This is a genomic window from Virgibacillus pantothenticus (genome assembly GCF_018075365.1).
GTDB classification, from domain to species: domain Bacteria; phylum Bacillota; class Bacilli; order Bacillales; family Amphibacillaceae; genus Virgibacillus; species Virgibacillus pantothenticus.
This window is the reverse complement of sequence record NZ_CP073011.1, coordinates 828,299-845,231: the sequence shown is the minus strand read 5'-3', so window position 1 is coordinate 845,231 and position 16,933 is coordinate 828,299. Positions and strand designations below refer to the sequence as shown.

Annotated in this window: 14 protein-coding genes and 1 other annotated feature; of the genes, 2 read left to right on the top strand and 12 right to left on the bottom strand. The window is 38.2% G+C overall.

The window, feature by feature from the left end:
• Positions 1 to 87 precede the first annotated feature (87 nt).
• Positions 88 to 1,182, top strand: coding sequence for a branched-chain amino acid aminotransferase (locus KBP50_RS04140; protein ID WP_050350126.1), 1,095 nt, complete (start codon positions 88 to 90; stop codon positions 1,180 to 1,182).
• A gap of 631 nt (positions 1,183 to 1,813) precedes the next feature.
• Here the strand turns inward: KBP50_RS04140 and htpG are convergent.
• The 9 genes from htpG to KBP50_RS04095 all read right to left on the bottom strand — a co-directional run bounded on the left by htpG (position 1,814) and on the right by KBP50_RS04095 (position 14,103).
• The gene (gene htpG / locus KBP50_RS04135; RefSeq protein WP_050350125.1) at positions 1,814 to 3,694 is read right to left on the bottom strand and encodes a molecular chaperone HtpG; all 1,881 of its coding nucleotides are present in this window, start codon (positions 3,692 to 3,694) and stop codon (positions 1,814 to 1,816) included.
• An 83-nt stretch (positions 3,695 to 3,777) separates the two neighbouring features.
• Positions 3,778 to 4,725, bottom strand: coding sequence for a nucleoside hydrolase (locus KBP50_RS04130; RefSeq protein WP_050350124.1), 948 nt, complete (start codon positions 4,723 to 4,725; stop codon positions 3,778 to 3,780).
• Between the two features lie 356 nt (positions 4,726 to 5,081).
• On the bottom strand, positions 5,082 to 5,351 hold the full coding sequence (locus tag KBP50_RS04125; protein WP_050350123.1) for a hypothetical protein: 270 nt from the start codon (positions 5,349 to 5,351) through the stop codon (positions 5,082 to 5,084).
• A 280-nt stretch (positions 5,352 to 5,631) separates the two neighbouring features.
• Positions 5,632 to 6,993: an FAD-binding oxidoreductase gene (locus KBP50_RS04120; RefSeq protein ID WP_232231323.1), complete on the bottom strand. Its 1,362-nt coding sequence runs from the start codon at positions 6,991 to 6,993 to the stop codon at positions 5,632 to 5,634.
• An 88-nt stretch (positions 6,994 to 7,081) separates the two neighbouring features.
• A complete protein-coding gene (gene csaA, locus KBP50_RS04115) occupies positions 7,082 to 7,411 on the bottom strand; it encodes a chaperone CsaA (RefSeq protein ID WP_050350121.1) in 330 nt (109 codons plus the stop codon).
• 331 nt (positions 7,412 to 7,742) lie between these two features.
• A complete protein-coding gene (locus tag KBP50_RS04110) occupies positions 7,743 to 8,990 on the bottom strand; it encodes a glutamate-5-semialdehyde dehydrogenase (protein WP_050350120.1) in 1,248 nt (415 codons plus the stop codon).
• A 403-nt stretch (positions 8,991 to 9,393) separates the two neighbouring features.
• Positions 9,394 to 10,485: a glutamate 5-kinase gene (gene proB / locus KBP50_RS04105; protein ID WP_050350119.1), complete on the bottom strand. Its 1,092-nt coding sequence runs from the start codon at positions 10,483 to 10,485 to the stop codon at positions 9,394 to 9,396.
• Between the two features lie 150 nt (positions 10,486 to 10,635).
• Positions 10,636 to 10,847: a binding site (T-box leader), on the bottom strand.
• A 229-nt stretch (positions 10,848 to 11,076) separates the two neighbouring features.
• Positions 11,077 to 12,498 carry an MDR family MFS transporter gene (locus KBP50_RS04100; protein WP_050350118.1) on the bottom strand — a complete coding sequence of 474 codons (1,422 nt, stop codon included), beginning with the start codon at positions 12,496 to 12,498 and terminating at the stop codon, positions 11,077 to 11,079.
• 867 nt (positions 12,499 to 13,365) lie between these two features.
• Entirely contained in the window at positions 13,366 to 14,103 is a 738-nt protein-coding gene (locus KBP50_RS04095; RefSeq protein ID WP_050350117.1) for a hypothetical protein, read from the bottom strand.
• Between the two features lie 260 nt (positions 14,104 to 14,363).
• Here KBP50_RS04095 and KBP50_RS04090 point away from each other — a divergent pair, with 260 nt between their 5' ends.
• Positions 14,364 to 14,774: a DUF6376 family protein gene (locus KBP50_RS04090; RefSeq protein ID WP_050350116.1), complete on the top strand. Its 411-nt coding sequence runs from the start codon at positions 14,364 to 14,366 to the stop codon at positions 14,772 to 14,774.
• A 347-nt stretch (positions 14,775 to 15,121) separates the two neighbouring features.
• On the opposite strand, the gene fosM is transcribed toward KBP50_RS04090, so the two are convergent.
• From fosM to KBP50_RS04075, 3 genes are all read right to left on the bottom strand, one after another.
• Positions 15,122 to 15,547, bottom strand: a complete 426-nt coding sequence (gene fosM / locus KBP50_RS04085; RefSeq protein ID WP_050350115.1) for a FosM family fosfomycin resistance protein — start codon at positions 15,545 to 15,547, stop codon at positions 15,122 to 15,124.
• 74 nt (positions 15,548 to 15,621) lie between these two features.
• Positions 15,622 to 16,173: an NADPH-dependent FMN reductase gene (locus KBP50_RS04080; RefSeq protein WP_050350114.1), complete on the bottom strand. Its 552-nt coding sequence runs from the start codon at positions 16,171 to 16,173 to the stop codon at positions 15,622 to 15,624.
• 226 nt (positions 16,174 to 16,399) lie between these two features.
• Entirely contained in the window at positions 16,400 to 16,600 is a 201-nt protein-coding gene (locus KBP50_RS04075) for a hypothetical protein (protein ID WP_128743281.1), read from the bottom strand.
• Positions 16,601 to 16,933 lie beyond the last annotated feature (333 nt).

Sequence of the window (16,933 nt, the reverse complement as noted above, 5' to 3'; positions counted from 1 at the left end):
TAGAGAAACTGACTATTTAGGGTTGATTTTATTGAAAATATAGACTAATATAGTTATTAAAATTTTTACAGCTAAGGGGATAGTATCATGGAAGAATGGACAGTTAAAATAAATCGTTGTGCAGTAAAGAAAGAAAAGCCTCATACAGATCAACTAGAATTCGGAAGAGTATTTACCGACCATATGTTTGTCATGGATTATTCAGAGCCTTTAGGTTGGCATGATGCCCGTATTATTCCATACCAGCCTTTAAGTATTGATCCATCCGCAATGATCTTTCACTATGGTCAATCCGTTTTTGAAGGGCTAAAAGCATATCAAACGCCAGAAGGAGAAATCCAGTTATTTCGCCCAGAAAAGAATTTGCAGCGGTTGAATAAATCCAATGACCGTTTATGCATTCCAGCGGTTGATGAAGCCTTTATATTGGAAGCTTTAAAGCAGCTAATCTATTTGGATAAAGAGTGGATACCGACTGCTGAAGGAACTTCCCTTTATATCCGTCCATTCATTATTTCTACAGAACCCTATATTGGTGTAGCGCCTTCACATCAGTACAAGTTCGTGATCATTTTATCGCCTGTTGGTGCTTATTATAAAGAAGGAATTAACCCGGTGAAAATTGCGGTGGAAAACCAATACGTTCGGGCTGTAAAAGGTGGAACCGGTGAAGCAAAAACTGGCGGAAATTATGCATCAAGTCTCAAAGCACAGGAAATATGCGCCCAAAAAGGATTTGCACAAGTGCTCTGGCTTGATGGGGTGGAAAAGAAATATATTGAAGAAGTCGGTAGCATGAATGTGTTCTTTAAAATAAACGGAAAAGTCTATACTCCTGCACTAAATGGAAGCATTTTGGAAGGCGTTACGCGAAATTCCGTTATACAATTGTTACAACACTGGGATATTCCTGTTATTGAAGAAAGAATATCCATGGAAGATTTATATCAGGCATATGTAGACGGTAATTTAGAAGAGGCTTTTGGTACAGGGACAGCAGCGGTTATTTCTCCCATCGGTCAACTGAGCTGGGAAGGCAAGGATTTAATAATTAACGATTCCCAAACTGGTAAGCTGGCTAAATCATTATATACGACACTAACTAATATTCAATATGGTAAAGAAGCAGATCCATTCAATTGGGTAGAAAAAGTTAGCAAAGCGTATGCTGTGAAACAGTAAATGCACTTATTTTATGGAACTCATATTATTGTTCAATAGTAAATTAGAACGCATATGTTCAAATAAAATTTATTGTTAAGCTATTGTGAGATTTATATATGAACGATCCTTAGAAGCATAGAAGCGATTGGGAAATAAACAAAAAATGCAATTCTAAAGACGAACAAAGGCGCAGGGCGCCCGTTTAGCAACGTAGCGAATGGAACGAATCAACTAAAGATTTAGGAATCATGCCCCTGCAACCAGGGGTATGACGACGTCGGGCGGCAAGCCCGTTTTTAGTCGGCCTTCCCCTTAGCGACGAACCGATGATGACTTTCGTAGGGCGCATTTCTAAAGTCGCATCGTTGCTGGACGATGGAGCTGGTCGTGGCTATTCGGTTATTACGTTATCCACAAGCACCTCATTATTTTATGCTTTTGTATGAAAAAAACGCCATTTACCATTATATAACTTATTTATTTTAGGTAGTATTTCAAGCATCTAAACATTATAAAGCAAAATTTTTCATCATAGATGGTGGCTTGCGCTCTTGGCGAGCCATGATGGTTTCTTATCTGTAAAAAAATAAACCAGACGCATTTTCATGGAGAAAAGCGTCTGGTTTTCTATTATTCGTGCTCTTTTAATTTAAACCATTACTTTACAAATATCGTTAGTAAAGGCAACTGGATCATTTACAGGCATGCCTTCAATTAACAGCGCCTGATTATATAATAGGTTTGTATATAGTTTTAATTTTTCCTTATCATGATGATGCGCCTCTTTTAATGCTTGAAATACTTCATGATTCACATTGATTTCTAATACTTTATCCGCTTTTATTTGCTGATTATTCGGCATTGCATTTAACACTTTTTCCATTTCTAAAGAAATATCACCGTCTGCTGTTAAACAAACAGGATGTGATTTTAATCGTTTGGAAGCTCGGACATCTTTAATTTTATCTCCCAAATGCTCCTTCATCGCAGCAAATAGTGCTTTATTCTCTTCCTGACTCTTTTCATCTACTTCATCATTTGATTCATCCTCTAAGCCGAGATCACCACTGGAAACAGACTTGAATTCTTTTTCTTTATAGTCCCGCAGCATCTTAATAGCAAATTCATCCACTTCTTCAGTGAAATATAAAATTTCATACCCTTTATCTGCTACCATTTCCGTTTGCGGTAACTTCTCGATACGATCAATGGATTCGCCTGCAGCATAATAAATATAAGCCTGATCTTCTGGCATACGTTGTACATATTCGTCTAAAGTGACTAGTTTCTTTTCCTTTGAGGAATAAAACATAAGCAGATCCTGCAATGTATCTTTATTGGCACCAAAGTCATTATACACACCAAACTTCAGTTGTCTGCCAAATGCATGGTAAAATGTTTCATATTTTTCACGATCATCTCGCAATAGGTGCAGTAGCTGTGTTTTAATTTTCTTAGTAATATTTTTGGCGATGACTTTTAGCTGTCTGTCGTGCTGTAACATCTCTCGCGAAATATTTAAGGATAAATCCTCTGAATCTACCATTCCTTTAACAAAGCTAAAATAATCTGGCAGCAAATCCGCACATTTATTCATGATTAATACGCCATTTGAATAAAGTTCAAGGCCTTTTTCAAATTCCTGTGAATAATAATCAAATGGGGCATTTTCCGGGATAAATAAAATAGCATTATAACGCACTGTACCGTCTACATTAATATGCATGGATTTTAAAGGTTTATCAAACCCATACCGTTTTTCCTGATAAAAATTAATGTAATCCTCTTCGGTTAATTCACTTTTATTCTTTTTCCAGATTGGTACCATGCTATTGATGGTTTCCTCTTCTACATAATCCACGTATTCTTCACTTTCATCATCTTTCGGCTTGCTTTTCGTAATATCCATTTTAATCGGGTAACGAATAAAATCAGAATACTTTTTAATGATTTCCTGCAATTGGTACTCGTCTAAAAAGGCATCAAACGAATCTTCGTCTGTGTTTTCTTTGATTTTTAGTATAATTTCAGTTCCGACGTGTTCTTTATCAACAGGAATAATGGTGTAGCCGTCCGTTCCAGTGGACTCCCATTGATAAGCCTGATCGCTATCCACAGATTTACTAATAACAGTCACTTTATCTGCCACCATAAACGCCGCATAAAAACCGACACCGAATTGTCCGATAATATCATGACCATCTTTTAGCTCGGTATCATTTTTAAATGCAAATGACCCACTTTTAGCTATCGTCCCCAAATTGGTTTCTAGTTCTTCTTTTGTCATGCCAATACCTGTATCGATGACTTGCAACGTACGTTCCTCTTTATTAGGGATAACTTTAATATAATAATCTTCTTGGTTAAAGGTTAAATTATCGTCTGTTAAGCTGCGGTAATACATTTTATCCATGGCATCACTTGCATTGGATATCAGCTCCCGTAAAAATACTTCACGTTGGGAATAAATTGAATTAATCATTAATTCTAGTAAACGTTTCGATTCTGCTTTAAACTGCTTTTTCGCCATATGATCCTCTCCTCTACTTAAACTCATATGTTTTAATACCATAAACGATAAATTATGTCAATATTCCAGCACAAGCTACCTTTTTAGTCATTATGCTGCTGTCTAGCTAACTCTGTCATATACGTAAAAAACATGTCGCGCTCCACTTCATAAACAAGGTTTACTTCACGTCCATCTTTATGTAGTTCCGTTCTACCTTGACTCTTGCCATCTGGATGAACGACGCACCGAACCGTTTTCTTCTTGACTAACTCTGCTTTTCCTATCGTTGCGGTTGTAAGTACATCCCATAAAAAATACGTTGAATTGGTCTGGAAATGGACAAGCGGCGGTACCACTGCATAGCATTGACCTAAGAAGTCAATCCCTATATCCGCTCTTTCTTGCGCCCACATATTACGAACATCAACCGTTAACGGCACTTGATTTGTACTCTCTAATGCAACCAAATCAATTGTCATCTCGCTATCCCAAACTCTTTTTGCAGCCTCAGGGTCCCAAAAGGCATTCCATTCAGCAGTTCCATCATGTTCTGGTTCCTCCACATTTCCAGTAGGTAAAAACGTTCCCCCCATCCAAACAAGCTTTTCAATCTGTTTCTCAATGTCAGGTGCCTCTTCCAAAGCCCTCGCCAAATCCGTTAATGGACCGACAAATAGTAAAGTAACTGGTTCATCGCTATTTCGAAGCGTTTGAATCAAATGCTGATGCCCTGGTAACTCTGCTTTTTTCGTTTTTATCGGCAACTGCTCATTTAATATTGGCAGCGCATCTACATAAAAAGCATGCATCCGCCAATCCTTTGGAAAAGGATTTTTCCCACGTGATGTGGAAGCTGCCACTTCAACCTGTTTCCCCTTCCCGAATCGGTCGATGATTTTACGACTCGCGTACATAGCAGGTTCCAAATAACAATCTGCTGGGGTGACACCAACACCTATAACATCTACATCATCCATTTGCAATAGTAGAAATAATGAAACTAGATCATCAACGCCGCCATCATGGTTTAAATACACTTTCTTCTTCATCGATACGAACGACCTCCTCCAATTAATCAACTTACCATGTATATACGACTTATTGTCTCAAGTTTTGCAGTTCTTTACAAATAATACAGTGAACATTAGTCTATGTTGATAAATCATGTCGAAAAGGATACAAAAAAGCACCTCCCCGATAAAAAGAGAGGTGCAGTTTATAAAGTGAATGAATCTTCTATTAGTAGGTGCTTATACATCCGCCCCTAATTGTTAGTACCGTAATGTATGACCTAAAAATAGGACAGTTAGGTGCTGTTATCTTCCACTTAGACTTGTTACATTACAGATTAACCAACTCCTGAAGTGGGAGTTTTACAGCACCTTATATACGGGATAAATTTACTTTAATGTTGATTTTGTCGGAATTCTTCAATTTCCTGTCTGGCGTTATGCAATTTTTCAAAGGTCTGTTGAAATTGGGCATTCTCTAACGCCTCTTCACCTGCTTGAATTTGGGCGCTTTTCAATAGATGATCCAGCTGTAACAACTGATCTTGTGCTTGCAGTAATTCTTGTTCGTCCCCATTCGTTTTAGCTTGCTGTATAAGCTGATAAGCATTAGTAAATTGCTGTGCAGCTAGCTCTAGTTGCTGATGTAACGCTTGCTTTTCCATTATATAACCTCCAAACGTATCAAAAATGCTTGCCATGTATTTTTTGTAATGATATATGTATTGTTTTCCCAAAAACATTACTTTCATACGTTGGGTAAGGACTATATATACTTTTAACCAGCACTTGCAGCGTTCATTTAATCTATTCTAAATTCATCTCGAAATTTAAAAAACAACTCCTTGCTAACGCGAAACAATTATAAGCGTTTCCACTACCGCTATGGTGGAGGGAAATCTAAAAAATAGTTTAGGAATTTCCGTTAAAAGAGCTATGCTGGAATTAATCCGTTAAAGCAAATATTTTACCAGGATTAAAAATATGCTGCGGATCTAAACTGTCTTTTATTCTTTTCATCACTTCAAAGGCTGCCCCATGCTCTGCTAGTTGATATTTTGCTTTACCAACCCCAACACCATGTTCACCAGTACATGTTCCCCCACATGATAAAGCATAGGAAACAATTTGTTCATTTACTTCATTTGCTTTCGCGATATCTTCAGGATTCTGAGGATCAATCATCATTAAAATATGATAATTGCCATCGCCAACATGTCCCACAATCCCTCCTGGAAGCGCTGAAGCCTCCACCGCATCTCTCCCATGTTTAATAGCGTTTGCTAATTGAGAGATGGGCACACAAACATCCGTTACCATCTGTTTTTTTCCTGGATAATGATGCAAAAAAGCGTATGCAGTTTGATGTCGTGCTTCCCACAATTGATTTCTACCTGCAGTATTTGCCTCAAATGCTAGATCTTGGCATTGGTGTTCCTGTAAAATTTCTGTTGTAAAGTCAACGTCTTCTTGGAGTCCCGCCTCATTTCCGTGAAATTCAATAAAAATTGTCGGTACTTCCAAGTAATACGTATCACTAAATAGATTGATTTGTTTTATAGATGGTGCATCTACGAGTTCCACCCTAGCAACAGGAATACCAGCTTGTAAAATGTGAATGACAGCCTCCACCGCATTATCTAACGTAGTAAATGCCGCTCTTCCTGCCACTACTTTTTCTGGTATTCCGTGTACTTTTAACGTAAGTTCCGTAAAACAACCAAGCGTCCCTTCTGAACCAATGAACAATCCATTTAAATGCAATCCAGAAGAAGATTTAGCTGCCATATTTCCCGTATGAATGACACTCCCGTCTGCTAGTACTACTTGCAAATCCCGAACTTGATCCCGCATCACACCATACTTAACAGATGTTGTTCCACTGGCATTTGTCGCTGCCATTCCACCTAACGTTGCATCTGCCCCAGGGTCAACGGAGAAAAATAATCCGTACGTTTTTAACTCTTTTTCCAATTGTTTTCTCGTCACACCGGGTTGGACTTTAACTAAAAAATCATCCGGCCGTACTTCCAAGACTTGATTCATCAGGGAAAAATCAATCATAATTCCCCCTTGATATGGGATAACACTGCCCTCTAAACTCGTCCCTAGCCCAAAAGAAACTACTGGCACGTTAACCTTAGCAGCCAGCTTCACGACACGACTTACTTCTGTTGTCGTTTTCGGAAAAACAACCGTATTTGGCAAAGCTGGTGCATGGTATGATTCATCTGTGCTGTGCTGCTCTAATATCGTTGCATTATCACTTATTCGATCCGACGGAAGTATCTGTTTTAATTCATTCATAAATATCAACCCCAGTTCCCCCATTCTTTATAATTGAAATAATCAAAAAACAATGTATATACATAAGCTCTTGCTGCTTTCCCCATCCTTATAAAATACGTGTGCCATTTGCTACTTCGACATCAGGTGCTAATAAGATAACGTCCCCTTGCTCAGGCACTCCGCCTAAAACAAGCACTTCAGACTTAAAGCCAGCTATTCGCAGAGGTGGAAAATTAACAACTGCTGCTACTTGCCTTCCTACTAAATCTTCTGGCTCATAGCGCTTGGTAATCTGAGCAGAAGACTGTTTTATGCCCAATTCTCCAAAGTCAATCTGGAGCTTAATTGCAGGTGTTCTTGCCTCTTTGAAAGGTTCTGCCTTTTTCACCGTTCCTATTCGCATATCCAATTGTTGAAAATCTTCTATACTCGCCATGTTAACGCCTCCATTTTAAATTAAACCTTTCATCATGATGCAGAAGTGTTATACATCTTACATCCACGATAAAGTGAATCTCCCATCAGTGGGAGTTTTCATTCATCCTCCGCTGATGGTTAGTAGCCCAAGGATATGACCTAAAGACCTCTTACGGACTAGGACATTTAGGTACCATTAACTCTCACTTAGACTTGTTGCAGTACAGATTATCCAACTCCTGATGTGGGAGCCTTACAGCAACTTATATACAGGATAAATTCTATCGCAAAAAGGAATCGCAGCGAGGCGCGCGAATCTTCAAGGCTTAGCGCGCCTCTTCTTTTTTCTACTATTCCCTTATTTGCCCTTGACCATAAATATAAAACTTACTCGAGGTAAGCGCTGGTAAACCCATCGGTCCTCTTGCATGCAATTTTTGTGTACTGATGCCTATTTCTGCTCCATAGCCAAATTCAAATCCATCTGTAAATCTTGTAGAAGCATTATGATACACGGCAGCTGCATCCACATGTTGCTGGAAATAAACTGCATTGGCATGGTCAGTTGTAATAATGGCCTCGGAATGTCGTGTCCCATACTTATTAATATGATTTACTGCTTCTTCGCATGAGGATACTAATTTAACGCTGATTGCTAAATCCAGATATTCCGTATACCAATCCTCTTCGGTTGCCTGCTTAGCCTTTGAAAAGACTGCACACACATTTTCATCCCCATAAATCGCAACTTGATTCTCAGCTAATGTTTTCAATAGTGCAAGCCCATGTTCTTTAAACCAATCTTTATGGATTAGTAACGATTCAATTGCATTACATACAGATGGACGCTGTAATTTTGCATTTAAAACAAGCTTCATAGCTAATTTTTTTTCTGCGGAAGCATCAATGAATATATGACAATTACCTGCTCCGGTTTCAATAACAGGCACCGTAGAGGATTGTAAAACCGACTGAATCAGTTTTTTTCCTCCTCGGGGGATTAACACATCTAAGTATTCATTTAATGTAAATAATTGCTGGGCGGTTTCTCTGCTCGTATCCTCAATTAGCTGGACAGCATCCACTGGAAGTTTACTTTTCGCGAGTGCTTGATGAATGGAAGCTACTAAAGCTTGATTGGAATACTTAGCTGATGAACTTCCCCGCAAGATAACTGCGTTACCCGTTTTTAATGACAGTGTTGCTGCATCGATCGTTACATTTGGACGTGCTTCATAAATCATTCCAATAACACCAATAGGCACCCGCTTTCTTTCCACACGAAGACCATTATCCTTTTCTAAGCTTTCGAGTACCTCACCAATTGGATCATTTAAATCAATCAGTTGAAAAATTGCATCGTGCATAGCTTCAATTCTAGTATCATCCAGCATAATCCGGTCTAAAATTGCTTTTGAAATGCCGTTATTTTCCCCTTCTTGTAAATCCTTTTGGTTCTCTTTTAGAATTACTTCCTTATCCTGTATCAGCTGTTCTGCAATGTACTGCAACGCTTGGTTTTTTTCCTCTGTTGTTACACCATTTAACTGATAACTCGCTGCTTTTGCCAATTTTCCTTTTTGCTGTACTTCAGACATAGAAATACCTCCTCGTAGATTATATTCGGCGTTATTTTTTCGCCCATTGTTTCTTACATTTTATTTGTTTTACTGCTTGAGAATTTATACGTGCGCCTGAAACCGTTGCTTTACACTACAGGCGGACGCTTTCCGAAGCTCTGCTTGAGCCTCCTCCCTCGAGCGCTCGTTGCAGGGTCCGGGGCTCATGCTTTTCCCACAGGAGTTACCGCCTTGCGTCATCCATTTCCAGTACTTTACATTTAATTATTGGTCTAGTTTCCTAATGCCTTTTTTAAACAAATTGTACCTTGATAACTTCATATTTATTTTCTACTTGACATATCACCGCAGGCCTTTTTACATTTCATATTTAAATAATCCTTTTCTAGTAACCATAATCCTATAGTTACACTACTTTTGTTTAGGTTAACCTTACCCAGCGGTCTCGATGAATCACCCGTGAGGATAGACAATCTTTATCGGAACTTCTTAATTGTAGCTCTTTCATAACGACATCTGCCGAACAGCTTACCTCTCCCTTCCCAATTAATCCATTTTTGCCATACACTTCTACGACATCTCCCGCTTTAAAATCACCTTGTACTTTACGTATTCCAGCAGCTAAAAGACTCGCCCCTTGATATAGGATAGCTTCTTCAGCGCCATGATCTACATATACTTGACCTACTGGCTCCGAATGAAGGGCGATCCATTGTTTATTCGTTGTAATGGAGCCTTTGGTAGGATTAGTAATATAGGTGCCATCGCCACTTCCTTCAATAATTTGCGACAGCTTTTCGCCTCCTTTACCAGTACCGATAAATACACTGACCCCCAATGATAAGGCCATTTTTGCTGCCTCCAGCTTTGATTTCATTCCACCTGTACCAACAGACGATCCATGCTGATCAGCTTGGGCAATCATTTCTTCTGTAATGCGATCTAAATAATCGTATTTTATCGCATGTGGATTTTGGCGCGGATTCTCATTATATAAACCATTAATGTCGGTTAACATAATTAATTGGTCTGCATGTACAATACCGCTTACTAGAGCAGACAGCATATCATTATCTCCAAACGTAAGTTCTTTAATGGATACGGTGTCGTTTTCATTAATAATCGGAATGACTCTGCGTTCTAATAATTCCATCAATGTATTAAACGCGTTTTTATATCGTTCTCGATCTTTAAAATCGTCTCGTGTTAAAAGTAATTGCGCAGCTCGTAAATCATGTTCTGCAAATTTCTCCATATATGCTTGGATTAACAACCCTTGCCCTGCAGCAGCTGCTGCTTGTTTTCCTTTCAATGTGACAGGTCTAGAGGCATAGCCTATTTGTGAAAAACCGGCAGCCACAGCGCCTGACGAAACTAAAATAACATCATGGTTCAATTGGCGAAGCTTTGCAATGGCCTGGACATGTTCCGCTAACTTTGCTTCGTCCATCTCCCCATGCGCATTTGTCAACGAGCTACTTCCAATTTTCACAACGACTCTCTGTTTACTCAATTTGCATACTCCTATTCCCAATATCTTTTTATATTCTATGAATTTAAAAGCAGTACCTCTAGGTTATTTTATAAAAGGGTAACTGCTACTAAGCTGCGTTATTGATCAATTCATTTATATGATTGTAAAAAAAGCCCTATTCATCCTGTATAAAAGGACGAAAGAGCTTCTTCCGCGGTACCACCTATGTTGAATGTCGTAAAGACATCCCGCTTTCTTCTATAACGCCGAATATAGCGCCCATTTTCAATGGGACTCAAAAGGCAGGTTCTGTGGATTCACGTGTAGGGAGCTTCCAGCTGTTAACTCCCCATCTCTGGCACTGAATGGACCACATACTAATCCTTTCTTACCGTTCAACTGTATTTTTATAATATTATGGATAGAAAAGCGAAGAATGTCAACTGTTTTTTCAATTTATGTCGCATCAGCTGGCAGTAAAAATGCCAATTCCACCCTTAAAACTCCGTAGAATAAGTGGAGGTTCCAACAACGAGTAAATGCTAATTCGGTTCGGATACCTTTAGGATGTGCCCCTATAGTACGAACAATCAGAGGGATTAAAAAATCCCAACTGATTGGAGTTTCGCTTTATCTTCCAATACGAACTTTCGAATCGGATCCTGATTTGATAAAAAAGGATAAGATAAGGGCAATAATCGCGAACAATCCTGCTACAATGAATGAAATATTCACACCACGAATCATGCCTTGAACACCTTGTTCTGGTAGAGCAGCATTTGTCATCACCGTTACTAACAACGCTGTTCCAACAGCTCCAGCTACTTGGCGCATCGTGTTATTCATCGCTGTTCCATGTGGAATGAGGTGGATAGGGAGTTTATTTAAACCGGCTGTTGTAACAGGCATCATCACCATCGCTATTCCTAGCATACGGATAGCGTTAACCATTGCGATATATGCAAATGATGTATCTATTGATAAATTTGTAAACATAAATGTTGTTACAGTAACAATGGATAGCCCAATTATTGAAAGCCAACGTGCACCAAACCGATCAAATAACCTTCCAGTGATTGGGTTCATCACACCCATAACAATCGCCCCAGGCAATAACATTAAACCAGATTCTAAAGCAGTGAACCCAAGCATATTTTGTGCAAGGATAGGAATGATAACTGCAGCACCGATCATCGCCATAAAGGTAACCATTCCTAATGCAGTTGTCAATGAAAAAACTGGATTACGAAATACACGGAATTCCAAAATTGGCTCTTCTAATTTTAATTGCCGCCAAATAAAAATGGTCAACGTGATCGCCCCAACAACTATGGACGCAACCACCTGTACACTTCCCCAACCGCTATTACCTGCCGCACTAAATCCATACAATAAACCGCCAAAGCCTAACGTAGACAGGATGATCGATATAACATCGACTTTTGGAAATGTTTGGTTGGTAATATTTTTCAAAATAAAATAGGCAACGATGATATCGATAACGATAATTGGTAATACGACATAAAACACACTTCTCCAAGGAAAGTGTTCTACTAACCAACCAGATAGTGTTGGTCCTATAGCTGGAGCGAAGGCAATGACCATCCCGAACATTCCCATTGCAGTTCCACGTTTTTCAATTGGATAAATGAGAAACAATATTGTTTGCATTAACGGCATCATTATCCCAGCAGCTGCAGCTTGGCCGATTCTCCCGATCATTAATACGGAAAAATTAGGAGCTATCGCACAGATTGCTGTTCCTAATGCAAATATACTTAATGCAGTTATAAAAAGACCTCTTGTCGTAAACCGTTCGATCAAAAATGCCGTAATTGGAATCATAATTCCGTTTACCAGCATAAAGATGGATTGCAACCATTGAACAGTATTCGCATCTAACTGTAAATCTTGCATAATTTTGGGTAATGCAGTTGCTAATAACGTTTGATTTAAGATGGCGACAAACGCCCCTGAAATAAGGACAATCAGCAGTGGCACTTTGTTTATTTCTCTTGGATTTGTTGCTGTTGCGTTTTCTGAACTCACCAAACCTCTCCCTTCTGGCTAAATATCTGCATTTATGGAAGCAAGATATATAACTAAAACCGTTTCCTTAGGCGTACGGAAACTCTGTATATTGCATCCAATGTAACAGTTTATACAAGCACTTTCCATCCGCGTGTATAAGGCAATACCAACCAATATTAGAAAAACTTGGCTTGTCGTCAAGACTTATGGCGGAATCCTTTGTTTTTCTTATACTATAAACCAAAAAAATCTTATACTTTCCTATAGTGGAACAAAGGCCGGGGCGCCCGTTTAGAAACTAGCGAATGGAACGAATCAACGGAGATAAAGGAATGATGCCACTAAAACAGGGGTATGCCGACGTCTGGGCCGCAAGCCCGCTTTTAGTCGGCCTTCCTCTTAGCGACGAATGGATGATAACTTATCGTAGGGCGCATTTTTAGAGTCGCATCGTTGCTGGGCTCATGCGCCGGAAGTGGCTAGTCGGTTATTTCATTATCTCCAAGCACCTAATTTTATACTTTCTTATCTTAGCACAAAAAATTCCTGTCCGCTATGTGACATAACTAACATCATACCATATCATAAAAACGATACAAACCAATACGTTTTATCATGAAGAGAAACTTTTGTTAACAGGAGGGGAGACCCCGCTCTTGGTTAATTGGGCGAATTGGGCATGAGACTTCAGCTGAATTTTCCAGTTTAGTCGCTTTATTGGTTTCCATTCTCTAAATTTGCAGGGGAAAACTTACAGCCATTGGGATAAAAGGAAACTTCCATTAGCGGAGTCTTTACCCCACTCTTGGTTAATTGAGTGAATCGATCATGGAGCTTGTTAGAAGGTGCTTCCATTCTAATACAAATTGTTCTTCCAGGAACTTTGCTCTAAGCCTCAAATTTATAATGGAGGTAGCTATGGAATTCTCCATTTTGAAATGGATATAGTTTTAGTTTTTTCGCTTCTGTTGCATGATTTACAATAATTTCCTCCAGTAATTTAGCTGAAGTCTTATTCATGGTAAGTAACCCTAACTGCTCTGCGGTATGATATAATTTAGCCTCGTGTACATTTTGAATCAATTGATCCATTTTCTCTCCTTGAGGTTTAATTCCAAGCTGTTTTGCTTCTGTTTCTACTTCCAATTGAATAAGTTCCTGTTTTACCTGTTGGTACTTTTTACCTTCAATGTTAATCCCTAATTGTTCTGCTTTCCTTTTCACTAACTTCTCGTTCACCTCTTTCGCTAATTTTTCAGACGATTTTCCATCGCTTTTAATTCCAAGCTGTTTTGCCTTCTGCACCAATTGCGCATGCAGAATTTCTTGTTTTAATTGCTCTCTGTCTTTCCCTTCTGCTTGAATCGCAAATTTTTTAGTTGCTTGCTCCAAAGTCATCTGCTCTACTTCTTGTTTTAATTCTTTTGTTGTCTTTCCTTCTACATCAATTCCCAATTCTTTCGCTGTATACATTAACAAAGCTTCATGATATCGTTGATGCTCTTTGTTTTTAAATTCCGTTATTTCTGTTAAAGGTTCATAAGTATAGGAGGATGCTTTTGCTTGAACTCCTGATATAAAAAGTATTCCAAGTACCATAATAACGATGTATCGTTTATTTTTCATACCAATCATCCTTTACTGTAATTGCTCTCAATTAAATAGTTTTGCCATATCTTATAATAAGCATTAGTACCAATTACTTGAAACTTAAAGGGCAACTTTTTCGTATAGATTAGAGTAGACAGTCAAAAACAGATCTGTTTGTTTTCTATTTCAAAAAAATTCACATGATAGGCCAAAAAATAATATTATGCAAGTTACACGATTACCGTTTTTATAAGAACAACTACTCCAAATCTGAACAAAGAAAGGATTAAGTTAGTATGAAAAAAGTTATTCTTAGCATGTTATGTTTTTCATTTTTATTATTGAGCGGATGCAGCATTTTAGAAGAAGCATCGAATTCCTTAAACTATGTAGACGAAGCAACAACGTATCTTAATAACTTAAACAATTTTATAGAGGAAGCTTCTTCCTTAGAAGAAGATCAGCTAATGACGCGCTTAGAGAATTTACAAACAACGATAACAGATTTTATTAATCTTGATCCTCCAAAGTTTGCAGAAGATATTCATCAGGAGTTAAGAAGCAAAAGTGAACCATTATTAGATGAAATGAATCGTTTAATTGACCATGGTGAGCTAACTTTCGAACAAGTAAAAGATACTGAAATATACCAAACCATTGAAAACATTAATTCATTGCAAAATCAAATCGAGCAACTCGAACTTTAAAGTGAAATATAGAATCTCCCTTTGCCCTATGATAAATACAAGACATGTACAAGTTCTCGTCCACCTATGTACTTCTTTATAACTATTACAGAAAACAGCCTCCAGTATCTTAAAAGTGGAAAAAAAGTGATTCGCTCCATTTTTATCCTTTAAAATAACGGCATTCTGGATAAAAGATGCCGTTATATATTCAGAAAATAACCTTTTAACATGGGGGAATTTCATCGGATTGTTCGTACTGCAAGGGTAGGGAACCTAAAAGCTTTTGAACGAATCGGAAATTCAGGTGCCACTATCTCCCATTGTGCCTGTTCAGGCGCCCCGAAATTAGAGTGTTATGGCACCCTTCAATCAAGAAAAAATTCCATATGCTGCTTTTCTTCTTTGTAATAAGCTAATCGATCAGCTAGTGTACCTGTATGGAATTCAAACTTATGCCCGTCTGGATCAGTAAAATAAACGGATTTTTTATCTCTCTCGTCCCTTGATCTTCCTTCTAAAATGTTTACGTTCAACCTTTGTAATTTTTGGTACATCCTGTCAAAATCCGCTTCGTCAATTGAAAAAGCAATATGTGTATACGAATGATGGATTTCCTGACGAGGGATATCTTTTTCTTCATTTAACGCTAGCCAAATCCCATTTACATCAAAGTATGCAGTACTCCTTCCCTTGACTAATAACTTAGCAGCAAACACGTGCTGATAAAATGTAATCGATCGTTCTAAATCAGATACTGAAAATAAAATGTGATTAATCCCCTTGAGTGTCATTTACATTCTCCTTTTTAGAAGTGTTATACAAAAACTTGCTTTCATAAAGAAAGCAAGTTTTAAATAGTAAGTGTTTAACTAAAAACCTTTGTTTTTTCAGCCCATTCTATGAAGTTACCCAGAACCGTATCCATAAACTGGATGGTCGGCTCATCTGTTAAACGTCCTTGCTCATCCATTTTATTTTGAATAGCACCAATGAACACTTCATTTCCTGGTAAAGTTAAAGCACCTATCCCAGGGGAATTTAAAATTTGCCGAAGTTGCATTTGTGCTCGAATAGTCCCCATTATCCCCATGGAGGCACCAATAATCATTGTCGGTTTATTCACCATTACCTGTTCCACTCTGGAAAACCAATCGAGTGCATTTTTTAACATTCCGGAAATAGAGCTGTTATACTCCGGCGTCGCAATTAGCACCCCATCGCTTACTTGTATTTTATTTTTTATTTCGTTTACAATTACTGGCGGATTTAATTCCTCGTCCTGATTATAAAACGGAAGTTGATCTATTGGAAGAATTTCGATCTCCACTTTATCCGTATATCTTGCTTGTAAAAATCGTACAAGCTTCATGTTATAAGAGCTTTGTCGATTACTGCCTACTATTGCTGCGATTTTCATTCTAATTGCCTCCTGCATTTAAGTATTTGCCTTATTTATTGATAGCAAAAGCTAGTTTAAATAGCAAGGAAACTGTTCTAGATGAGAACGAGCAATTACAGGCGCCTGTCATTTCGCTTAACGAGTAAGCCAATTTACTTTTAGCCGCTGCCTCATTTATCGCTATGATTGTATACTTTTCCACTTAAGTATACCTAGTTTAATTGGCCACACCAATACTTTCGCATTACTCGCCATGGTACTTCTTTTTAGCCTTTCGCTTATTAAGATATTTTTTAATTATTGGATAAATTACTGGTCCATACTTGATTAATTTTCGAATTAATTTCTTCATAGATATTCCTCCAATTCGCATCTCTAGTTTATCGCATATTTGAATTAAAGTGAAACTTGTTCTAATGGCGTTTTCCGATTCTCCTACCTGCATGAAAGCGGGAGATACTTAACTTTTAAAGTTTATTTTTCGGCATCGAGAGCATGGCGTTTATTTGCTGTCTTCATTCTGCATTCCATATTCACTGCCTATTAAAGGTAAGGATTTACAGCCATAAAGTGAAGCTTCCATCAGGGGCTTTCTTTCATCCCACACTGATTGTTAGTACCGTAATGGTATGACCTAAAGGCCGTTTACGAAATAGAGCATTTAGGTGCTGTTATCTCCTACTTAGAGTTGTTGCTATACAGTTTATCCAACTCCTAAAGTCGGAGTCTTACAACACCTTGTATACGGATAAAACTGCAGCCTGTACTAGCAAAATAG